This window comes from Pseudomonas sp. KH_024_B2 (assembly GCF_057839965.1).
This window is the reverse complement of sequence record NZ_CM174502.1, coordinates 2,272,458-2,292,857: the sequence shown is the minus strand read 5'-3', so window position 1 is coordinate 2,292,857 and position 20,400 is coordinate 2,272,458. Positions and strand designations below refer to the sequence as shown.

Annotated in this window: 19 protein-coding genes and 1 pseudogene; 12 read left to right on the top strand and 8 right to left on the bottom strand. The window is 59.3% G+C overall.

The features are described 5' to 3' along the window. Positions 1-41: 41 nt before the first annotated feature. Together AC3I0A_RS10770 and AC3I0A_RS10765 are read left to right on the top strand one after the other, a co-directional pair. Positions 42-956 carry a hypothetical protein gene (locus AC3I0A_RS10770; RefSeq protein ID WP_489377748.1) on the top strand — a complete coding sequence of 305 codons (915 nt, stop codon included), beginning with the start codon at positions 42-44 and terminating at the stop codon, positions 954-956. Next, on the top strand, positions 953-1,612 hold the full coding sequence (locus AC3I0A_RS10765) for a methyltransferase family protein (RefSeq protein ID WP_489377746.1): 660 nt from the start codon (positions 953-955) through the stop codon (positions 1,610-1,612). Before AC3I0A_RS10770 ends, AC3I0A_RS10765 begins: the two co-directional genes overlap by 4 nt. A 6-nt stretch (positions 1,613-1,618) precedes the next feature. Here the strand turns inward: AC3I0A_RS10765 and AC3I0A_RS10760 are convergent. Continuing rightward, positions 1,619-1,729: pseudogene (locus AC3I0A_RS10760) on the bottom strand (LysR family transcriptional regulator); the annotation flags it as partial. An 82-nt stretch (positions 1,730-1,811) separates the two neighbouring features. Continuing rightward, positions 1,812-2,360, bottom strand: a complete 549-nt coding sequence (locus AC3I0A_RS10755; protein WP_489377744.1) for a DUF4174 domain-containing protein — start codon at positions 2,358-2,360, stop codon at positions 1,812-1,814. Between the two features lie 232 nt (positions 2,361-2,592). Here AC3I0A_RS10755 and AC3I0A_RS10750 point away from each other — a divergent pair, with 232 nt between their 5' ends. The 5 genes from AC3I0A_RS10750 to AC3I0A_RS10730 all read left to right on the top strand — a co-directional run bounded on the left by AC3I0A_RS10750 (position 2,593) and on the right by AC3I0A_RS10730 (position 8,275). Beyond that, complete coding sequence (locus AC3I0A_RS10750) at positions 2,593-3,225, top strand: LysE family translocator (protein ID WP_489377743.1); 633 nt, start codon at positions 2,593-2,595, stop codon at positions 3,223-3,225. A gap of 143 nt (positions 3,226-3,368) precedes the next feature. Further along, a complete protein-coding gene (locus tag AC3I0A_RS10745; RefSeq protein WP_489377741.1) occupies positions 3,369-3,782 on the top strand; it encodes a DUF2946 domain-containing protein in 414 nt (137 codons plus the stop codon). A 76-nt stretch (positions 3,783-3,858) separates the two neighbouring features. After that, on the top strand, positions 3,859-6,030 hold the full coding sequence (locus AC3I0A_RS10740; protein ID WP_489377740.1) for a TonB-dependent receptor: 2,172 nt from the start codon (positions 3,859-3,861) through the stop codon (positions 6,028-6,030). A gap of 13 nt (positions 6,031-6,043) precedes the next feature. Beyond that, entirely contained in the window at positions 6,044-7,582 is a 1,539-nt protein-coding gene (locus AC3I0A_RS10735; RefSeq protein WP_489377738.1) for a PepSY domain-containing protein, read from the top strand. Positions 7,583-7,834: 252 nt separating this feature from the next. Next, positions 7,835-8,275: a CBS domain-containing protein gene (locus tag AC3I0A_RS10730; RefSeq protein ID WP_489377736.1), complete on the top strand. Its 441-nt coding sequence runs from the start codon at positions 7,835-7,837 to the stop codon at positions 8,273-8,275. 49 nt (positions 8,276-8,324) lie between these two features. Here the strand turns inward: AC3I0A_RS10730 and glsB are convergent, their stop codons facing one another. Then, the gene (gene glsB, locus AC3I0A_RS10725) at positions 8,325-9,233 is read right to left on the bottom strand and encodes a glutaminase B (protein WP_489378470.1); all 909 of its coding nucleotides are present in this window, start codon (positions 9,231-9,233) and stop codon (positions 8,325-8,327) included. Between the two features lie 264 nt (positions 9,234-9,497). Beyond that, on the bottom strand, positions 9,498-10,400 hold the full coding sequence (locus AC3I0A_RS10720; RefSeq protein ID WP_489377735.1) for a LysR family transcriptional regulator: 903 nt from the start codon (positions 10,398-10,400) through the stop codon (positions 9,498-9,500). Positions 10,401-10,543: 143 nt separating this feature from the next. Here AC3I0A_RS10720 and AC3I0A_RS10715 point away from each other — a divergent pair, with 143 nt between their 5' ends. Genes AC3I0A_RS10715 through AC3I0A_RS10705 form a run of 3 tightly spaced genes read left to right on the top strand, consistent with a single transcriptional unit; the run spans position 10,544 to position 13,153 of the window. Further along, positions 10,544-11,242 (top strand): CoA transferase subunit A, encoded by a 699-nt coding sequence (locus AC3I0A_RS10715; protein WP_489356410.1) that lies wholly within the window; start codon positions 10,544-10,546, stop codon positions 11,240-11,242. Positions 11,243-11,294: 52 nt separating this feature from the next. Next, positions 11,295-11,957: a CoA transferase subunit B gene (locus AC3I0A_RS10710; RefSeq protein WP_489377734.1), complete on the top strand. Its 663-nt coding sequence runs from the start codon at positions 11,295-11,297 to the stop codon at positions 11,955-11,957. A 14-nt stretch (positions 11,958-11,971) separates the two neighbouring features. Beyond that, positions 11,972-13,153, top strand: a complete 1,182-nt coding sequence (locus AC3I0A_RS10705; RefSeq protein WP_489377733.1) for an acetyl-CoA C-acetyltransferase — start codon at positions 11,972-11,974, stop codon at positions 13,151-13,153. A 132-nt stretch (positions 13,154-13,285) separates the two neighbouring features. Here AC3I0A_RS10705 and AC3I0A_RS10700 read toward each other — a convergent pair whose 3' ends face one another. Then, positions 13,286-13,639: a DUF1428 domain-containing protein gene (locus AC3I0A_RS10700; protein ID WP_489377732.1), complete on the bottom strand. Its 354-nt coding sequence runs from the start codon at positions 13,637-13,639 to the stop codon at positions 13,286-13,288. 244 nt (positions 13,640-13,883) lie between these two features. Here AC3I0A_RS10700 and AC3I0A_RS10695 point away from each other — a divergent pair, with 244 nt between their 5' ends. Continuing rightward, positions 13,884-14,636, top strand: a complete 753-nt coding sequence (locus AC3I0A_RS10695; RefSeq protein WP_489377731.1) for an SDR family oxidoreductase — start codon at positions 13,884-13,886, stop codon at positions 14,634-14,636. 318 nt (positions 14,637-14,954) lie between these two features. Further along, positions 14,955-15,815, top strand: a complete 861-nt coding sequence (locus tag AC3I0A_RS10690) for a CAP domain-containing protein (protein ID WP_489377729.1) — start codon at positions 14,955-14,957, stop codon at positions 15,813-15,815. A gap of 214 nt (positions 15,816-16,029) precedes the next feature. Here the strand turns inward: AC3I0A_RS10690 and AC3I0A_RS10685 are convergent, their stop codons facing one another. The 3 genes from AC3I0A_RS10685 to AC3I0A_RS10675 form a co-directional block, all read right to left on the bottom strand. After that, positions 16,030-17,349 (bottom strand): outer membrane protein transport protein, encoded by a 1,320-nt coding sequence (locus AC3I0A_RS10685; RefSeq protein ID WP_489377728.1) that lies wholly within the window; start codon positions 17,347-17,349, stop codon positions 16,030-16,032. Between the two features lie 162 nt (positions 17,350-17,511). Then, the gene (locus tag AC3I0A_RS10680) at positions 17,512-19,413 is read right to left on the bottom strand and encodes an acyl-CoA synthetase (RefSeq protein ID WP_489377727.1); all 1,902 of its coding nucleotides are present in this window, start codon (positions 19,411-19,413) and stop codon (positions 17,512-17,514) included. Then, positions 19,413-20,369: a fumarylacetoacetate hydrolase family protein gene (locus AC3I0A_RS10675; protein WP_489377725.1), complete on the bottom strand. Its 957-nt coding sequence runs from the start codon at positions 20,367-20,369 to the stop codon at positions 19,413-19,415. The genes AC3I0A_RS10680 and AC3I0A_RS10675 overlap by 1 nt, the downstream gene beginning before the upstream one ends. Positions 20,370-20,400 lie beyond the last annotated feature (31 nt).

Below are 20,400 nucleotides of genomic sequence, written 5' to 3'. Positions count from 1 at the left end.
TGCCCAACAGGCGTGTGAGCTGGATGAAGACTGGATGCCCCATGCTGCTTCAGGCGATTTTACTCTCTATGCTGGTCGGCATGCCCATGGCACACGCGCAAGACACACCCGATGCGCAAGCGCTCAAAGCGCGCCACCTGGCCTTGCGCGAGCAGTTGGCCAACAACCCGTACCAACGCCCGCTCTACATCGAATCGAGTGAAACTTCGGACAGGCTGGCAGGAGAGATCTACGCGGTGGTTGAACAACCCTTTGCCATGCTCAGCTCCGCGCTGCTGGGAATCGACCACTGGTGCGACATCCTGATCCTGCATCTGAACGTAAAGAGCTGTCGTGCTTCTTCCAGCGCCAGCGATACGTTGAGCCTCAATATCGGACGCAAGTTCGAGCAACCGCTGGCAGATACCTATCAGGTCGACTTTCTGTATCGGGTGGTGGTGGACACGCCCGAGTATCTTCAGGTGATGCTGAGCGCCGCGCAAGGACCGCTTGGAACCAGCAATTACCGTGTCAAACTCGAAGCAGTGAAGCTCGATTCCCAGCGCAACTTCCTGCATTTTTCATATGCGTACGACTACGGTATCGCGGCTCGCATGGCCATGCAGAGCTATCTGGCGACGGTCGGCCGCAACAAGGCTGGCTTCAGCGTCGAAGGCCCTCAGGTCAATGGTCAACCTGACTATGTTGGCGGCATCCGCGGGATCGTCGAGCGCAATACGATGCGCTACTTCCTGGCGATCGAAGCCTACCTCGGTGCGCCTGCGCCGCAACAGCTCGAAAAACGTCTGAGCGACTGGTACACCGGGATCGAACGTTATCCGCTGCAGCTGCAAAATATTGAGCGCAGCGAGTATCTCGAGATGAAACGCAAGGAAGTCCAGGCTCAAGGTTCCACACCAACCGCAAAAGAGGTGGGCGCCGATAGCTCGGCAGACGGTCCAGGTAAGAAGCCATGAAGATCACAGCGAAAATGGCGTTTTTCAGCATTGCGGCGACACTCGCCTATCTCGGGCTTGCTGTTCTGGGGCTAGGTGGATTTGCGGCTTTCTTCTCTCACCCAGCCTTGGTTGTCATCGCACTTACAACCCTTGTGATGTCCGTAGTCGCGCTCTTCACCGAGGGGAATTTGAGTTCTGGAGTGCGTGAAGACCGGGCTAACCGCTGGGTGCTTCCAGCCTTTGGCCTGATTGGCCTGCTGAGCGCCTTCCTGCCCGCCTACACGGACCGACTGGACGTGTGGACAATCGATGGCGAGGGGGTGCGCTGGTTGGGCGTCGTGCTCTTCATCGCCGGCGGTGCGCTACGGATCTGGCCAGTCTTTGTACTCGGTAACCGCTTCAGTGGACTGGTGGCGATTCAACCGGGACATACGCTGGTCACCGATGGCATCTATCGCACGCTGCGCAATCCCAGTTACCTGGGATTACTGATCAACTCCCTGGGATGGGCACTGGCCTTTCGTTCGGTCGTTGGCGTGCTGCTGACACTGCTGACGCTACTGCCGCTCATCGCACGCATACGCGCCGAGGAGGTGCTGTTACACGCGCAGTTTGGTAGTGAATATGAGGCTTATTGTGCGAGGACGTGGCGGCTTATTCCGGGACTTTATTGAAGTGAATCAGGTACGCGGTTGAGGTCGTCCCCAAATCTCCAGTGCGAAATCAACAAAGCTTCTCAGCTTTGGCAACCTGTACCGATCCTGGGCATACATCAGATTCATCGGTCTGCGATACTGCAAAAACACTGACCGATGATGGAGCTTTTCTGAGTCTCCCCATGGATGAATCCAGAGGCTTGCGCGGCTGATTTGGTCAGTCATCCAGCGGTTTGGGTGGCGCTGCCGGCTTGGCGGGTTTACCAGCCTTGCCGCCCTTGGCTGCTTTGCCGGCAGGCGCCACCTCGGGTTCCGGTGGAGGTGGCGGTGTGGCCTCTTTTTCCTTGGCGGGCAACTGGTCGATGGTGCTGAAGATTTCCTTGGGATCGATGGGCCCTGCGTGGTCGAGCTTTTTCTCGCCATCCTTGCCTATCAGTATCACCTTGGCGTCGACACCGGCCCCCAGCTTGAGTTCACGGATCAGCGCCATGGTGGTTTGCGGGTCCATATCCTTGCCATTGCGCTGGCCCATCATGTTGACCACGGTATAGAGCACCATGTTGCGTTCGGCGAAGGCTGCGCGGTTGGCCGGCTCATCCAGGGCTTTTTTCAGGTTGACCAGCGTGGGATCGACGGGGGTGCGAGTGATGATGATCAGCGGGCGGTATTTTCCCTGATCCTGAGCCAGGGGGGCATCACTGTCGGCGGCCAACAAGGGGCCGGCTGCTGCGAGCAGAATAGCGAGTGTCAGTGACCGGATGAGCATGCGCATCTCCTTCTCATATTCATGCAGTACTCACTGAGAGTCTCATCCGTGAGGTTTCGAACTCAAGACCGCATCCGTTGTGTTGTTCTCAAGCTTAGGCCAGCGCGCTCATCGCGCAACCACTCCATGACGGTACTTTGGCCTGGGTGCTGTTCACTGCAGCGGGCTCGCCAAAACCAATGGCTGATCGTAGAGTGAGGTCCTTCAGTAATTGCGCCAAAAGGGATTTTCAATGATCAGTCTTTCAGTGCTTGTGCTGTTTTCAGGTGCCTGCCTTGCACTTGCCCTCACTCCGGGTCCCGACATGCTGCTCATTGCTTCACGCAGCGTAAGCCAGGGACGGGCAGCAGGCTTTGCCTCCCTTGCCGGAATACAAGTCGGCACCTACTGCCATGCACTCGCTGGCGCGCTCGGCCTTTCCCAGCTTTTTCTCACGGTTCCCCTCGCCTATGACATCGTGCGCTTCGCTGGCGCGGCTTATCTGGTTTTTCTAGCCTGGAAAACCTTCAGGTCGGTTGACACACCTCTAGCGACAGACGCAACCATGGGACCTCGCCCGCTTACCCTGATTTTCAAGCAAGGCCTGCTTACGAATCTGCTAAACCCCAAGATGGCGCTGTTCGTGCTCGCTCTGTTTCCGCAGTTCATCAACCCGCATGCGGGATCGATCATCGTGCAGATGCTGGTTCTCGCTACCCTGCTTAACCTGATCGGCCTGCTGGTGAACGGTGCCGTCATTCTCATGGCAAGCAAGCTGAGCAAAAGAATGTCGGCGAGCAGGCGGATAGGCAAGTTGATGAATCAACTGCTGGGAACCGTCTTTCTTGGATTGGCGTGTCGGCTGGCGCTGGCCAGTCGCGATTGATGAGGCATGCCTTGTTGCCTGGACGCGCAACGATGTCCGTTGGCGAGGCTATGCAGTGAGCTTAACGAATTGCTGCACTGCGGCAATCGGCCACTCGCGACATCTGTTCTCCAGAAGAAACTTCGGTGCTAGAGTCGCCGCCCATGAAAATTACCCGCAATGACCGATCTCTGACTGCATGGATACTGTACGCCAGCGTCCTGTTCAGTCTGGTCGCCTGCGGGATTCATCACGGGCAAATGGGTGGCCTGAGCCTGAGCGGGCTGAACGGTGGCTTTTGCTCTGTCAGTAACGACCATGGTCCTTATATAGATGCCGGCGATTCGCATGATCCGGCACCCCACCTGGCATCGCAGCTTTCCTGCCCCTTGTGCTCCTCCTTTGCCGTGGCCGTTGCCATTAATACCTTGGCCTGGGCGCTGGACTATGTGCCGGGCGGCACCGTAACCCCCATCATCGTCCGCAGTCTGGCGCAGCCGCCACCCCGTTATGTGTGGCCTGCTCTTAACCCCCGCGCATCCCCCGACACTTCCTCCGCTGTGACTCTCTCGGCCTGACGTTGCCTGCCTGCGCATTTGCGCAGCCACGGGGACCTTCAGGTGCGGCCTCACATTCTTTGCGTGGAAGTTGCTCATGAACAAAAGAAACACCTCGTTGGTGCTGATGATCGGTGCCTGCAATCTGGCCTGGGCCGCTGACGATGCCCTCAACCTGCCGACCACTACCATCTCCGCTCACCAGGAACAGCCCTCGGGCGTGATACTCGATCAACCGATCAAAACCGGTTCACGCCTTGGTCTGACCGCCCGCGAAACACCCGCATCGGTGAGTGTCGCCGACCGTGCGATCATCGAGGAGCGTGGTGCCAAGGACACCCAGGACGTCATCAACTCCATGACCGGGATCAACGCCTCGGCCAACCCTGGTTACGGCGGTTTCGTGGCCTACCGCGGCTTCACCAGCAACCAGATCACCCAGCTCTACAACGGCATTGGCATGAGCTACAGCAGCGCCACACGCCCGGTGGATGCCTGGATTTATGATCGCGTGGAGTTGATCGGCGGACCATCCACCTTCCTCTACGGAGCAGGGGCAGTGGGCGGTTCAATCAACTACATCACCAAATTGGCCAGCCGCGAGGAGCAAGCCGTGGAAGGCCGCGTTCGCTACGGCAGCTACGATTCCTCGGAGCTTTCTCTCGGGGTCAACCATGCCTTGAGCGCCGGCCCCGACCCCGACCCGCATCACTTTGCCCGCCTGGATGTTAGCCGTACGGGCAGCAATGGCTACATGGACCGCAATGAGCGCGAGTCAACAAGCACCGCGTTCTCCATCCTCAGCGACCTGACACCCCAGCTCAGCCACACCCTGGCCCTTGAGTACCAGGAAGACAAAGAGGACAGCCCCTACTGGGGTTCGCCGATTCTGAACCCGATCGGCGATACCATGAAGATCGACAAAAGCCGGCGCTTTGAGAATTACAACGTCGAGGATGGCCGTTACGAACAGCGCGTGCGCTGGGTGCGTTCGATCATCGATTACCGGGTCAATGACAGCACCAGCCTGCAAAATACCCTGTATCACTACGACGCCCAGCGCGACTACCGTAACCTGGAGAACTATCGCTACAACGCCGACAATAGCCGGGTGAGCCGCTACTCGGCCTACCTGCAACGGCATGATCAACAGGTCGACGGCAACCGCTTCGAACTGCGTCACGACAATACCTTGTTTGGTCTGGCCAGCCAGTGGTCAGCGGGGGTCGACTACTCGGTCAACCAGCAAAAGCTGCACCCCAACGGCAAGTTCTCGACCTCCCCCTACGACACGATTGACCCGGACAACTTCGATCCCGGCAGTTTTTACGATATTCCAGGTGTGAATGGCGGGTTGCAAAAAGTGCGTAAGCATGAGGTCACTACCCTGGCCGGCTTCATGGAGAACCGCCTCGAACTTACCGAGCGCCTCTCACTGCTGACCGGCCTGCGCTACGACCACCTGCATATGGAAGTGACCAACTACGGCGCGGTCACGCCCACCAGCCCGGCCTTCTTCGAGCGTACCTGGGAGCCCGTCACCGGTCGCATCGGATTGGTCTACGCCTTGACTCCAGCCGCCAACGTCTACGTGCAATACAGTACTGCGGCCGATCCACCGGCAGGCTCACTGGCCTCGGCGACCTTTTCCCAGGCGCAGAACGCCGACCTGACCACCGGCGAGCAGCTGGAGGTCGGTAGCAAGTTCGACTTCCTCGATGGTCGTGGCTCGGCGACGCTGGCCGCTTACCAGATCGTGCGCAAGGACTTTTCGGTCACCGACCCCACTAACATCAACAACACCATTCAAGCCGGTCAACAGACCTCGAAAGGCATCGAACTGGCCGGTAGGCTGCAAGTCACCTCGAAACTGATGCTCGAGGGCAACTACGCGTATGTCGATGCGCGGTACGACGACTTCACCGAAAACGTCGGGGGCCAGGCGGTATCGCGCAAGGGCAACACGCCAACCAACGTACCTGACCAGGTCGGCAACTTCTGGGTGACTTACGAAATCGTGCCGGCGTGGCAGGTTGGCATGGACGCGCGCTATGTCGACTCGGTTTATGCAAACAATGCCAACACGCTCAAAGCGCCGTCGTACACCCTCTATGGCGCCTTTGCCCGCTTCAGGGTGGACAAACACAGCGCAATTACAGCCCGCGTGCGCAACCTGACCGACAAAATCTATGCCAAGCAGGCCTACGGCACCTTGTATTACCAAGGGGCACCGCGAACCTTTGAAGTCGCACTGGATACGCGCTTCTAAACGGGGAACAGCAATGAAACGCTACCTTTACCTCTGGCACCGCTGGTTGGGTATTGCGCTGTGCCTGTTAATGGCGCTGTGGTTCGTGTCCGGCGTAGTGATGCTGTATGTCGGCTATCCAAAGCTGACGCCTGCGGAACACCTTGCACGACTGCCGCAGCTGTCGGTGGAGAATTGTTGCATCAGCCTGGATACGGCGCTGGCCGCTAGCGGCGAATCCCTGGTACCGCAGAGCGTGAAGCTGACTTCAGTGGCCAACGAGCCGCGCTACCTGCTCGGTTTCCCGGACAAGGCGCAAGTAGCGGTCGATGCCCGCACTGGACAGCTCATTGGGTCCCTGGACAGGACCGCCGCGCTGGCCGCCGCTCGAGCATTTGCCGGGGGTACCCAGGCCCATTATCTGGGTCTGGTTCACGAAGACATGTGGAGCCACTCCCGCGCTTTGAGCGCGGAGCGGCCGTTCCATGTGGTGCAGGTGGACGACCCGCAACAGCGGCGGCTGTACGTCTCGCAGCACAGCGGCCGCGTGCTGCTGGATGTCACCGCCCAGGAGCGTGTCTGGAACTGGCTCGGCGCCTGGCTGCATTGGCTTTATCCACTGCGTGGTGGCGTAGTCGATAGCTGGGCGGCGGATATCGTCATCTACCTGTCGCTGGCTGGCACTGTGCTGGCAGTGCTTGGTCAGGTGGTCGGCTTGTTGCGCTGGCGCTTCGCCAAGCCCTATCGCAGCGGCTCGCGCTCGCCCTACCCCGGCGGCTTCGCCCGCTGGCACCATATCGGCGGGCTGCTGTTCGGCTTCGTGCTAATCGCCTGGATCTTCAGTGGCCTGATGTCGATGCGCCCCTGGCATCTGCTGGACAACCAGTCAGCGTTGTCACCAGCCGCCTATCAAGGCGCAGAGCTGCGCGTCGATGGGCCGGCCCTGCCGATTGCGCAGGCGATCAAGCGCTTCAACCAAGCCGGCGTACAGGCCCGTGAGCTGGAATGGAGGATCGTCGGCGGCACAGGTTATCTGGTGGCTTACGACGGTGCCGGCAACAGTCGGATACTGCCCGTCGCCGACGATGCCGAGCCCCAGGTGCTGCTGCCTTCAATTGACCTGGAGCGAGCAGCCCAAGCAATGCTGCCGGGTGCACGGCTGGAATTCGAATGGCTGACTGCCTATGACTTCTACTATTACGCCCGTGCCGAACAAAGCATGTACGGCAACAAGAGCAAGCGCTTGCCAATGTTACGCGTGCGCTTTAACGACCCGGCAAGCACTTGGGTTCATATCGACCCCTACAGCGGTGCGTTGATAGAGCAACTCGACCAGCGCATGCGTCTCTCTCGCTGGCTTTTCAATTTACTGCACAGTTGGGACTGGCTGCCGCTGCTGGAACGTTCGTTACTGCGCGACGTGCTGATCATCGCTTTCAGCCTCGGTGGCCTGGCCATCAGTGTCACTGGCGTCGTCCTCGGTTGGCGTCGCTTGCTGCGTGCACGTGGCCGCCACAGAAAATCGCCCACCGTTATTACAAACCCATTTGTTCCCCGCAAGAATAATCGGTGAGAGTGCGCAGAGTGAGTTGCTCGGCTGTGAGTCCGAATGTGTTTTTACACGGCCGCGCAATCGGGTATCTCTTTTTTATCAAGGCTGGGAACCCATGCACAAACTCCTGTTTTCCAGAAAAACACCGCGATGACGTTTTTCGATGACATGTGTGCCGCTTTGTTCCTTGCCCTATTGGCCGCTCTCTACGATTCTGTATAAACCATCAGGACGGTTCGCGGCCGTCCGAAGAACAATACCGGAGAGCCCCCCATGAAGACCGTCGCCCAAGTACTGAAGTTAAAGGTCAAGCACAACCAGCAAGTCCACACCATCGCCCCGCATCAGATGGTGCTGGAAGCGCTCATGGTCATGGCCGAGAAAAATGTCGGCGCTTTACCGGTGCTGGAAAATGGCCAGGTGGTCGGCGTTATCAGCGAGCGCGACTATGCGCGCAAGCTGGTCCTGCATGGACGGTCCTCGGTCGGCACGCCCGTCAGAGACATCATGAGCGCGCCCGTGGTGACGGTGGATTCTCATCAAACGGTAGAAACCTGCATGGGCATCATGACCGATAGCCACCTTCGCCACTTGCCGGTGGTAGAGAACGGACAGCTGTTGGGCTTGCTGTCCATTGGCGACCTGGTCAAAGAAGCCATTGCCGAACAGGCAGACCTGATCCGCCAGCTGGAACAGTACATTCGCGGAGAATAGGCTGAGCGCTCCATGACGTGAGACGCGAGCGTCATTGTCGCGTCGACACCTAGAACACCGACCAGCCAATGCGCTGACTCAGCAACTCCAGAGCAGCCATCCCGGCCAGCGAATTACCGGCAGCGTTCAGCTCCGGTGACCAGACGCAGACGGTAAATCGCCCCGGCACCACTGCGACAATCCCCCCGCCCACACCACTCTTGCCCGGCAAACCGACGCGATAGGCGAAGTTGCCGGCCTCGTCATACAGGCCGCTGGTGGCCATGATCGAGTTGACCTGCTGGGTTTGACGCGAAGTCAAAATTTGTGCGCCGCTGTGCTTGCAGAAACCATCGTTGGCCAGGAAGCAGAACGCGCGGGCCAGATCCACACAACTCATGCGCAACGCGCAATGGCTGAAGTAGCTGCGCAGCACCGCTTCAACGTCATTATGGAAGTTGCCGAACGATTGCATCAGGTAGGCCATGGCCGCGTTTCGGGCGCGGTGCTGGTATTCCGACTCAGCGACTTTGCCGTCGACCAGCACCTGCATGTTGCCGGACAGGCGTCGGACGAAATCACGCATCGACAGTGCCGGTGCGGCAAACCGTGACTGGTTGATATCGCAAATCACCAGCGCGCCCGCATTGATGAATGGATTTCGCGGACGCCCGCGCTCGAACTCCAGCTGCACCAGCGAGTTGAACGGCTGGCCCGAGGGTTCGTGCCCCAGTCGGTCCCAGATTGCCTCACCGGAATGGTCGATGGCCTGCACCAGGCTGAACACTTTGGAAATGCTCTGCACAGAGAAAGGTGTTTGCGCATCGCCCGCGCAAAATAGCTCGCCGTCATTGCCATAGACGGCAATACCCAATTGCTCCGCCGGCACACTACCCAACGCCGGGATGTAATCAGCCACCTTGCCCTGACCGATCAGAGGGCGAACTGCATCAAGAATTTCGTTCAACAGCGCTTGCATGCTTGGGTCCGTCTTCATTCACTCCCCGTGCGGCTGCGGGGATACTTTCGCTAGACGCCGGATGCAATCTCCAGAGCACAGTTTTGCTTGCGTAACGACGGCGATGGGCCTGGCACTACGTAACCCGTAGCAGCTGGCGTAGCCTGCGTCCGGCTGCGCAGCAGTCGTAAAATCAGATACTGCGGTATTCCAGACAAACCGTGGAAGCAGGATTTACGACTGCTGCGCAGCCGGACGCAGCCTTCGGCAGCTGCTACGGACAGCTCAAACCAACCCGGAAAACCGCTCCCCCAGCCGTTCATCCTGCAAGATGTCAAACAGCGCCTGGGCTGCCGCCGACAACTCATGACCCGGTTTGGTCAGCACGCCGATCGCTCTCATCACCGGATCGCGCAGGGTGATGCAGCGCGCACCCAGCTCTTGCATCTGCCCGGCACATAACGCCGGCACCGCACTCACACCCAGTCCGCTGGCAACCATCCGCCCTACCGTCGCAAGCTGGTGACTCTCCAGCTCCACCGCAAGCGTAATGTCGCGGGCCTGCAAGTGCTCCTCAAGCATGACGCGCACGGTCGAGGGTCGTTGCAAGGTAATGAAGGGCAGTTTCAACAGGGATTCCCAGTCGGTCTCGCCGCAATCGGCCAACGGTGAATCACTGGGCACCACAGCCACGAAGCGGTCGATGTACAGCGTTGTGAATTCCAGCGACGAGCTCTGTTGCGGTTCGAAGGCGACCCCCAATTCCACATGACGGTCGCGGACCATTTCCAGCACCTGCTCGTTGATCACGTCGTTCACCGTGACGTTCACGTTCGGGTAGCGCGCGCGGAAGGTTTTCAAAATCGACGGCAGCAAATTGCCGGCAAATGAAGGCATCGCTGCGATGGTCACGCGCCCGCGCTGCAGGGTGAAGCGTTGACGCAGTTCGTCCTCGGCATTGTCCCAATCGGCAATCAGTTGCCGAGCCAGCGGCACGAGTGCGTCACCTTCCGGGGTCAGTGCGACATTGCGCGTGGTACGGCTGAACAGTCGCCCGCCCAGGCCTTCCTCCAATGCCTTGATCGTCAGGCTGAGGGCCGACTGGGACAAGTGCAGACGCTCGCAGGCCACGGCAAAGCTGAGGCTTTGCGCCACGGCGAGAAATGCACGGATCTGTTTGACAGTCATCTGCAACGCCCTTGGGGTTTGATTGTTTTATTTTATCTATCAATCAACCTTAAAAATCAACTTAACAAATATATTATCCAGAGCAACACTCTTGCCCATACGGCTAGCCAGCCGCCCACAAAGAATAAAAGAGGATGGTGCATATGGCAGGTTTCGATAAGCGCGTGGCTTCCTACGAGGAAGCGTTGGCCGGTCTGGAAGACGGCATGACGGTCATTTCCGGTGGCTTCGGTCTGTGCGGCATTCCGGAAAACCTGATCGCCGAGATCAAGCGCAAAGGCACTCGCGATCTCACCGTGGTGTCGAACAACTGCGGCGTCGACGGTTTCGGTCTTGGTGTACTGCTGGAAGACCGGCAGATCAGCAAAGTAGTCGCCTCCTATGTCGGTGAAAACGCCCTGTTCGAGAAGCAACTGCTCAGCGGTGAAATCGAAGTCGTGTTGACCCCGCAAGGCACCCTCGCTGAAAAAATGCGCGCCGGCGGCGCTGGCATCCCGGCGTTCTTTACCGCCACCGGCTACGGCACCCCGGTTGCCGACGGCAAGGAAACCCGCGAATTCAAGGGTCGCCCGTACCTGATGGAAGAGTCGATTACCGGCGACTTCGCCATCGTCAAAGGCTGGAAGGCCGACCACTTCGGCAACGTGGTCTATCGCCATACCGCACAGAATTTCAATCCGCTGGCCGCCACCGCCGGCAAGATCACCGTGGTCGAAGTCGAAGAAATCGTCGAACCGGGCGAGCTGGACCCAACGCAGATCCACACTCCAGGCATCTACGTTGACCGGATCATTTGCGGCACCTTCGAGAAGCGCATCGAACAGCGCACCGTGCGCTCCTGATCCCCTTCCCTTCCAGCCCGAAGCTCTTGATAACAGAGCGTGGAGAACAACAATGGCTCTTACCCGCGAACAAATGGCTCAGCGCGTCGCCCGCGAAATGCAGGACGGCTTCTACGTGAACCTCGGCATCGGCATTCCGACCCTGGTCGCCAACTACATTCCGGAAGGCATGGAAGTCATGCTGCAATCGGAAAACGGCTTGCTCGGCATGGGTTCCTTCCCGCGCGAAAATGAAGTCGACGCCGACATGATCAACGCTGGCAAGCAGACCGTCACCGCGCGTATCGGTGCGTCGATTTTCTCGTCCGCCGAGTCCTTCGCGATGATTCGCGGCGGCCATATCGACCTCACCGTGCTCGGCGCTTTTGAAGTCGACGTGCAAGGCAACATCGCCTCCTGGATGATCCCCGGCAAGCTGGTCAAGGGCATGGGCGGCGCAATGGATCTGGTGGCTGGTGCCGAGAACATCATCGTCACCATGACCCACGCCTCCAAGGACGGTGAGTCGAAACTCTTGTCACGCTGCAGCCTGCCGCTGACTGGCGCCGGTTGCATCAAGCGGGTGCTGACCGATCTGGCCTATCTGGAAATCCGCGATGGCGCATTCATCCTCAAGGAACGTGCACCCGGCGTCAGCGTCGAGGAAATCGTCAGCAAGACCGCTGGCAAGCTGATCGTGCCGGAGCACGTTCCAGAAATGCAGTTCAGCGCTTGATGAGGAGTGATCCGATGCAAGAAGTCGTCATTGTCGCCGCAACCCGCACCGCCATCGGCAGCTTTCAGGGTTCGCTGGCCAGCATTCCCGCGCCGGAACTTGGCGCTGCGGTGATCCGTCGTCTGCTGGAGCAGACCGGCTTGAACGCCAGCGAAGTGGATGAAGTGATCCTCGGTCAGGTGCTCACCGCCGGCAGCGGCCAGAACCCGGCGCGCCAGGCCTCGATCCTCGCCGGCCTGCCCCACGCGGTACCAGCGCTGACCCTGAACAAGGTCTGCGGCTCGGGCCTCAAGGCCCTGCACCTGGGCGCCCAGGCGATCCGCTGTGGCGATGCGCAAGTGATCATCGCCGGCGGCATGGAAAACATGAGCCTGGCCCCCTATGTCTTGCCGGCTGCCCGCACCGGTCTGCGCATGGGCCATGCCAAAATGATCGACAGCATGATCAGCGATGGCCTGTGGGATGCGTTCAACGATTACCACATGGGCATCACCGCCGAGAACCTGGTTGACCAATACAGCCTCAGCCGTGAAGAACAGGATGCGTTCGCCGCAGCCTCGCAGCAAAAAGCCACGGCAGCCATCGAGGCCGGTCGTTTTGCCGACGAGATCACCCCGATCCTGATCCCGCAACGCAAAGGCGATCCGCTGTCCTTCGCGGTCGACGAGCAACCCCGCGCCGAGACCACGGCAGCCTCGCTGGCCAAGCTCAAACCGGCGTTCAAGAAGGACGGCAGCGTCACCGCCGGCAACGCCTCCAGCCTCAATGACGGTGCCGCCGCCGTACTGTTGATGAGCGCCGACAAAGCCAAAGAACTGGGCTTGCCTGTTCTGGCGCGGATCGCCAGCTATGCCAATGCCGGCGTCGACCCGGCCATCATGGGCATCGCCCCGGTATCGGCAACCCGCCGCTGCCTGGCAAAAGCCGGCTGGAGCCTCGGCGAGCTGGACCTGATCGAAGCCAACGAAGCCTTCGCTGCCCAGTCACTGGCGGTCGGCAAAGAGCTGGAATGGGACGCGAGCAAGGTCAACGTCAATGGCGGCGCGATTGCCCTCGGTCACCCGATCGGTGCTTCTGGCTGCCGGGTGCTGGTATCCTTGCTGCACGAAATGATCAAGCGTGACGCCAAAAAAGGCCTCGCCACGCTGTGCATCGGCGGCGGTCAGGGCGTCGCCCTGGCAATCGAGCGGGCGTAAGTCCGCAAGCGTTCAACAGGCAAAGTCGGTATCCACGAAATCCGCCTTTGCCTGGCAACAAACCAGGCGCGACTTCGGTCGCGCCTGGCCTTATCCCCCTTTTTTTGTTCCAGGGGCATGTTCCGCCTGCGCTCACGCGCTCACGATCATCTCGAAGCCGCCGAAGATCATCCGTTGACCATCGAAGGGCATCGGGTTGACGTCCGGTTGCAGCCGCGGGTCGGCCATGACCTTCTGCATACCCGCGTCGCGGGTCTGGCGAGAGGGCCAGATGATCCACGAAAAGACCACGGTTTCGTCTTCCTTGAGTTTCACCGCCATCGGGAATGAGGTCAGCTTGCCTTCGGGCACGTCGTCGCCCCAACACTCGACGACACTCAATGCGCCAAACTCTTTGAAGAGTGCCGCAGCCGACTCGGCATGCTGCTTGAACTTTTCGCGGTTGGCCGTAGGTACTGCGGCAACGAAGCCATCGACATAGGACATGATCAATCTCCTGCCTGGGGGTGCATGAAAAGGTGCAATCGACCTGGGTGGATCGCCTCGTCGATTGCAGATCGTTCTGCCTGTTAGTCGATCCGGTAGACGTCATTTCGACACCAAGAGTCGATCAAGCCGACCGACGGCCATTTCCGGCAGATCAAAACAGGACGTGGTAACTATGCTGATCAAGCGGCTGACACATAGGGGCCACATCGCAACCCAACGGACACGTATCTGGAGGTGAGACATGAAGATCGTCGTCATCGGCGGCACCGGTCTGATCGGGAGCAAGCTCTGCAAGAACCTGCAAGATCTGGGGCATGAAGCCTTGGCTGCGTCGCCGAGTACCGGCGTCAACACCCTCACCGGCGAAGGGCTGCAGGACGCCTTGCAAGGCGCCGACGTCGTCGTCGACGTGGCGAACTCACCGTCATTCGAGGACGCTGCCGTTCTCCAGTTTTTCGAAACGTCCGGGCGCAACCTCCTCGCGGCCGAGGCGGCTGCCGGAGTCAAACACCATGTCGCCCTGTCGGTCGTGGGCAGCGAGCGGATGCTCGCCAGTGGTTACTTCCGGGCCAAAATGGCTCAGGAAAAACTTATCGAGGACTCAGGCATTCCTTACACCATCCTGCGAGCGACGCAGTTCTTCGAGTTCATCGAGGCCATTTCGCACTCAGGCGTCGAGGAAGGCGAGACCATCCGTTTGACCTCCGCTACGTTGCAACCGATTGCCTCGACCGATGTCGCGGCGGCACTGACGAAGATAGCCGTGCAACCACCCGCCAATCAGACCCTGGAAGTGGCCGGGCCTGAGCGTTGGCCGCTGGTCGAGTTCGTGAGGTTGTTCCTGCAACACAACAACGATTCGCGCAAAGCCGTCCCGGACGACACCGTTGCGTATTTCGGCGCGCCAATCAACGACCAATCGCTTACGCCGGGGAGCAATCCCATTGTCGGCCCGACTCGCTTCGAAACCTGGCTCAAGAGCACCCAAGCCTAGGTATCTTGATGCTTGGCAGGGCGTAGCAGCTGTCGAGTGGAACGAAGCAGCCGTAAAACCCTGCACCTCGGTATCTCGGATAAATCGCGAGCACAGGTTTTACGAGGACTCCGTCCTCGGACGCTGCCTCGTTCTACTCGACAGCTGCTACGGCGGCGCCGAATGCTCCAAAAATTTGTCCCTCCTCCCCGTGAACCTTGTGCTGAGGCCTGAGTCTTACCCCAGCCTTGGAGTCCACTTGCCAGCCACTACAGCGAAGCGCTTCCTCAGCCCCTTTCATCCCATTACCATCGTCATCCCCTCAGAGCTGATCGCCTCATGCGCCAAACCGTCTGCTCCTCCCGCTTCGTCTCGCTCTGCCTCATTCCTTTGCTCCCCCTGCTCGCCAGTCCCGCCCATGCCCGCGGGGAAAGGCAACTGGTGGAGGCCATCAACGACTACCGCGCCGAGTCCCAGCGCTGCGCAGGGCGCGTGGTTAAAGCCTCGACGCCGCTGGCGCTGAAGTCGAGCCTGGCCTTGCCGATCAACCAGCGCGGCGGTTTGCGGGAGACGTTGAAAGCTTCCGGCTATCAGGCGGTGACGGTGCGGACCATCCGACTGGTCGGAGCGCAAGATGCCGAGGAGGCCTTTGACATGCTCCAGAGCGACTACTGCCGGGCCCTGCTCGACACCCAGTACGCCGATATCGGTGTCAGCCGCGACGACGATGAATGGCGAGTGGTGCTGGCGCGACCCTTGATCGATGGCCATATGGACGATCCGCGAACGGCAGGCAAGACGTTGCTGGCACAGGTCAACGCAGCACGGGCGAAGCCGCGCCTGTGTGGCCGTCAGCGCTTCGCCGCCGCACGGCCGCTGACCTGGAATGCCGCCCTGGGAGCGGCGGCGCAGGGGCACAGCCGGTCGATGGCTAATGGCAATTACCTCGCGCACCAGGACTCCGACGGCGATTCGCCGGCGGACCGCGCGAGAGGCGCCGGCTTTCGTGGCCGGCAGATCGGCGAGAACATCGCCGCCGGTCAGGGTTCGCCGAGCAAGGCGATGGCGGGCTGGCTCGCCAGCCCCGGGCATTGCGCCAACCTGATGAACCCGATGTTCACCCAGGTCGGCGCGGCCTATGCCGCGGACTCGCGTAGCGACTCGGGCATCTATTGGACGATGCTGTTCGGCGCGCCTTGAGTGGTGCTCGCGGACCTGATGGGTGTCGGCACCAGTGTGTTGGAATGCCACTGGGCCAGGCGCCACCACTAACACGGGCAGCATCGTGGTCGCGCAAAAGAAGGGGACGCTTTGTCCAGAAGGGCCGCCCCGTTGGGATAGTTGCCTTCGATCAAAAGTGAATCTTCAGGAAGGCTTGTGAAAATGGACTCCATTAAAAATGGAGTCGTGTCGATTAGTACCGATAGGTTGCCTGCACTGAAATTCCATTCGCACTATTGTCGTAGTTGGCACTGTATTCAGGTTGAAGACCGGAGTTGTTCGACTGCTTTACGGAAACTTTGGAATCCCAGAGATAACCATAAGCAAAGTCTATCGTCAGATCGGCATTCGGCGAAAAAGCACCGCCCAAGGTCACGGCTTGGCGATTCCCGACCGGAATGCGCACGCTGCGATCGGCATTTCTAATGGGCGACGGATCATAGGCGTAGCCTGCGCGCAGCAGCCATTGTTGGTTCAATTGGTAGGAGGCGCCAACTGCGGTGGCCCAAGTGTCGCGCCAGTTCATTTCTTCGATCACACTTCCCAGGCCAGCCGCCTGACCCAGGGGGGTAAGACCGCTGTTGACTGCCTCGACCTTCTGGATCCGGCTCCAACGTTTCCAGGTGGTCCCCAGATATCCTGTCCAGCGACTATTGAAATGATGGGTGATGGACGTGTCCACGGATTCGGGCATAGTGAGGTCTATCTTGTTGTCATACTTTCCGTCCAGCGGGATAACGCTCGGGGAGCCGTTAACCTCAGTATGCCCTTCGAGTTCATAGTCCACCTTCGAGTGATAGTTAATCCCCCAAGTAGTTGCATCACTCAAGTCAACCAAGAGGCCGACGTTGTAGCCAAGTGCCGTGTCATCGCCTTTGATGGTGACCAGTGTGTCCTGGCCGTTGTTCAGGGCGCCGGTGGCCAGGTAATTCTGAAGCTTTGCACTGAAATGGTTTATGGTCGGTCCACCACCAATGGACACGTAATCATTGATCCGATAGGCAATGGTGGGCTGCAGGGTTACTTCCTTGGTCGTGCTATAGGAACCATGGTAGCGACCCTGAAAAGAGCCCTCGTAATCATTGATCAGACCACTCGGAGCATAGAGGCCCAGACCAATCGAAAAACGATCGTCAAGCGGCGTCGACATGTAGGCGAAGGGCACGGCCCCCAAAGGTACCGAGTCCCCTTTATTCGTTCCTGGGGCACTGCTCTGCGCATCACTGATGTCGTCGCTCACCGAGACGACCGCGGCACCGCCGGAAATCTCAGTACGCTTCAACTTGGTCAAGCCTGCAGGATTTCCAAAGATGGTACTGGCGTCCAGCGCGGATGACGACCTTCCCGCATAAGCAGTTCCCGCACTGCTGGCGCTTTGTTCGTTCAGGGCAATGCCATTGGCGCCTGCAATTGTAGAGGCGCTTAGTAGTGCCATGGCACTGGTGAACTTAATCCACGCAGCACACTTTCGCTGAGCAGAGAGACACGGGATCACACGGCTATTCAGTTGCATTTTCCACCTCTTGATTATTGTTTTTGTTGATTGCACGCAGGCAAGGCTTCGCCTTCCTGTGCACCTTTCAGTGCCGGTTGGAGTTGATCGAAGTTGTGTAAAAGGCCCTGGTGGAACAGCACCAGGGCATGATTGCTGGACTTACAGATGCGAATCAGGAACTCAATTAAGCCACTCGATCTGGAAGCTATAGCGCCCCAAGAGCGGCGCCAGGATTTCTTGGTTAGTTCCGGCCCGGATGCAGGCGACATGCCCACGGCGATTGTCCTGCACGACCTCAACAGCAATATCCGAAAGCCCCAGGCGCTCCACTTCCTGCTGGACTACTTGGGCAATCTCCCGCTGCTGCAAAGCGGGCTTGAATATCTTGCCCACAGCAGTCAGTGGCAACGCTTCGAGGATTTCAATGCGCTTGGGCACTGCTGCCCGCTCGCTGATGTGGAGATGGGCGAACGCCTCAAGTTCTTCGGCGTTGCAGGTTTGCCCGGGGCGCAGTTGAACGTAGGCGACCGGCACCTCGCCCGAGTAGGCATCGGGGCTGCCGATTGCAGCGGCCAAGGCGACGGCGGGATGCGCCTGCAGAGCCTCCTCGATTTGCTTGGGATCGATGTTGTGGCCGCCGCGGATGATCAACTCTTTCTTGCGTCCGGTCAGCCAGAAGTAACCCTGCGCATCCTGGCGCCCCAAATCGCCCGTATTCAACCAGCGCTGACCGTCGATATCGATCCAAAGGCCCTGGTTATGACGCTCCTCCAGATAGCCATCGAAGAGGTTCGGACCACTGATCGTGATGAGGCCGATCTCATCCACGCTGGCGTCGCGCAGGTACTCTCCAGAATCATTGAGCAAGACCGCGCGCATATTCTGGTAGGCGATCCGTATCCCGATGGAGCCGATACGGCGCTCGCCATGGGGCGGATTGATTGAGGAAACGCAGGCGCCCTCAGTAAGACCGTAACCTTCAAGGATCTTTACCCCGGTCCGGCGCTCGAACTCTCGGAAAAGCTCAGCCGGCATGGGTGCGGCGCCACACATTGCATAGCGAAGACTGGAGAGGTCGCGGCCCTGCCATTCATTTTGCAGAAGTGCAGCATAGACAGTTGGCACGCCGGAAAAGAGGTTGATACCGAAGTGCTCGACCATCTCCCAGAATCGTGGGATCACCCCCTCGCCACGATACCCATTAGGCGTCCCGAGGATCACATGGTCGCCTTGAGTCCAAGGCATCAGCCCAGTCACCATTTGTCCATTGACATGAAATAGCGGCAGGCCACAAAAGATAACCTGACTACCACTGCGTGGCTGCAAGTGAGCGGCGATGGCCCATGCATTGAATACTTCAGAGCCATGGGTACGCGCGGCGATCTTGGGGAGCCCGGTGGTGCCGCCGGTACAGATGTAGGAGGAGCATTCATCCTGGCGGATCTGCCGACCGCTCTTCAGGTGTGTGTGCGGCTGAGTACTCATCAGCGATAGCCAATCGTGGATCGCAATACCGCTGTGCAAGTCTCGTTCCTTCAGTGCCGCGGCTTTCAGGGCCCCACGCACAGGTTCGGCGACATAGGGCTCCATGCTGACCCAAACGACAGACTTGATCCCGGGTAGCTGATCCAGCTGCGAAGACAGTTTTGGCCACAGGTCGCTGCCCGCCGTCGGCGCGAGTGTCACCACCACGGATGCCTTCGCGGCATTCAGCAAGCCAGCCATCTGCTTGGCCTCAAGCAGAGGATTGATCGCCATGACGATACCTGCTGCCTCCCCGCCCCATATAGTGAAATGGGTTTCCGGCAGATTGGGCAAAATAAAGGCAAGCACCTCGCCCGGTTTTATACCCAGGTCATCGAAGGCATTCGCCGCGCGGGTGATATCCGCGAAGAGCTGGGAGTAGTTCCACTCGTAGGTGCGCCGGAAATCGGCGGCATCGGCGAAGAAGCTTAGCGCCGGCGCCTGGGGGGTGCGCTCGGCCGCCTGTCGCAGCGCTTCATAAGTGCTGCAAGCCAGGCCACGCTCCGACAAGGGGACTCGTTCGAGACTTTCGATGTCATTCAGGCTCTGCACAACCATCAAGCTTCCCCCACGACCCGGTTGCGTTGCACGCCGAGGTCGATCACACCATCGGCGCTGCGAATGCGCGCCTCGACCACGTCACCTGCCTTGAGATACTGCGTCCGGCCCTCCTGCGCCTTGAGGAAAAGCTTCCACTTGGTGGCTTCTGGCATCAGGGCCGCAATGCGCTGTTTGGCAGGCGAAGGTATCGTTAGAGCACAGCCGGCAGGAGTACCGGTGGCGATCAGGTCTCCAACGGCGAGATCCTGCAAAGCGGAGAGTTCGGTAAGGGTTTCAGCGGGGCCGTAAACCAGGTTGGCCGTGCTGTCGTTCTGTCGCACCTGGTCGTTGACCGTCAGGCGCAGCTGCAGTGCTTTGAGGTAATGCATGCTCTTGGCATCCAGAAGGCAGAGGTACGGGCCGACCGGGCCAAAAGTGCGGAAGCTCTTGCCCTTGTAGAACTGCATCTGGGGAATCTGAATGTCACGAGCCGAGTAGTCATTGACAATGACGACGCCTGCAATGAACTCATGCAGATTGGCGTCGGTGACAGCAATAGCGCCGGTGATCGCGCGCTTCATCACCAGCCCCAGTTCGATCTCGTAGTCAAGGAAGCGCACGTTGCGCGGCTTGATCAGGTCACTGTCGGCCGCCACCAGGCAACTTGTCGCCTTGGTGAAGATCATGTTGAATTTCTTCGCATCCGGGTCCATGCCCGACTCGATCATGTGCTGACGGTAATTGGCGCCCTGGCAGACGAACTGCTGGTTACGGGTCACCGGCGACAGCAGTTTCACTGCGCCCTCCTCCAACTCCGTACCTTTTAATTGAGCAAGGTCGTCGATACTGTTCTGGCGAATGAAGTCACCGGTGGTTTCAAAAACACCGGGGACAACCGTGATACGGCCCTGGCGTAGCACGCCCCAGTGGATACCGTTCTGAAATTCAAAGCGGACTACGTGTACAGCAGACATTGAAGGTACTCCTGGAGCGGCGTTTGCCCCG

Bases quoted from the DNA above. Each gene is read 5' to 3' on its own strand.
- AC3I0A_RS10700 (WP_489377732.1), bottom strand. From the start codon at position 13,639: ATGTCCTATGTCGATGGCTTCGTTGCCGCAGTACCTACGGCCAACCGC.
- AC3I0A_RS10705 (WP_489377733.1), top strand. From the start codon at position 11,972: ATGCAAGAAGTCGTCATTGTCGCCGCAACCCGCACCGCCATCGGCAGC.
- AC3I0A_RS10710 (WP_489377734.1), top strand. From the start codon at position 11,295: ATGGCTCTTACCCGCGAACAAATGGCTCAGCGCGTCGCCCGCGAAATG.
- AC3I0A_RS10675 (WP_489377725.1), bottom strand. From the start codon at position 20,369: ATGTCTGCTGTACACGTAGTCCGCTTTGAATTTCAGAACGGTATCCAC.
- AC3I0A_RS10755 (WP_489377744.1), bottom strand. From the start codon at position 2,360: ATGCTCATCCGGTCACTGACACTCGCTATTCTGCTCGCAGCAGCCGGC.
- AC3I0A_RS10685 (WP_489377728.1), bottom strand. From the start codon at position 17,349: ATGCAACTGAATAGCCGTGTGATCCCGTGTCTCTCTGCTCAGCGAAAG.
- AC3I0A_RS10720 (WP_489377735.1), bottom strand. From the start codon at position 10,400: ATGACTGTCAAACAGATCCGTGCATTTCTCGCCGTGGCGCAAAGCCTC.
- AC3I0A_RS10715 (WP_489356410.1), top strand. From the start codon at position 10,544: ATGGCAGGTTTCGATAAGCGCGTGGCTTCCTACGAGGAAGCGTTGGCC.
- AC3I0A_RS10750 (WP_489377743.1), top strand. From the start codon at position 2,593: ATGATCAGTCTTTCAGTGCTTGTGCTGTTTTCAGGTGCCTGCCTTGCA.
- AC3I0A_RS10680 (WP_489377727.1), bottom strand. From the start codon at position 19,413: ATGGTTGTGCAGAGCCTGAATGACATCGAAAGTCTCGAACGAGTCCCC.
- AC3I0A_RS10695 (WP_489377731.1), top strand. From the start codon at position 13,884: ATGAAGATCGTCGTCATCGGCGGCACCGGTCTGATCGGGAGCAAGCTC.
- AC3I0A_RS10765 (WP_489377746.1), top strand. From the start codon at position 953: ATGAAGATCACAGCGAAAATGGCGTTTTTCAGCATTGCGGCGACACTC.
- AC3I0A_RS10770 (WP_489377748.1), top strand. From the start codon at position 42: ATGCTGCTTCAGGCGATTTTACTCTCTATGCTGGTCGGCATGCCCATG.
- AC3I0A_RS10730 (WP_489377736.1), top strand. From the start codon at position 7,835: ATGAAGACCGTCGCCCAAGTACTGAAGTTAAAGGTCAAGCACAACCAG.
- AC3I0A_RS10690 (WP_489377729.1), top strand. From the start codon at position 14,955: ATGCGCCAAACCGTCTGCTCCTCCCGCTTCGTCTCGCTCTGCCTCATT.
- AC3I0A_RS10740 (WP_489377740.1), top strand. From the start codon at position 3,859: ATGAACAAAAGAAACACCTCGTTGGTGCTGATGATCGGTGCCTGCAAT.
- AC3I0A_RS10735 (WP_489377738.1), top strand. From the start codon at position 6,044: ATGAAACGCTACCTTTACCTCTGGCACCGCTGGTTGGGTATTGCGCTG.
- glsB (WP_489378470.1), bottom strand. From the start codon at position 9,233: ATGCAAGCGCTGTTGAACGAAATTCTTGATGCAGTTCGCCCTCTGATC.
- AC3I0A_RS10745 (WP_489377741.1), top strand. From the start codon at position 3,369: ATGAAAATTACCCGCAATGACCGATCTCTGACTGCATGGATACTGTAC.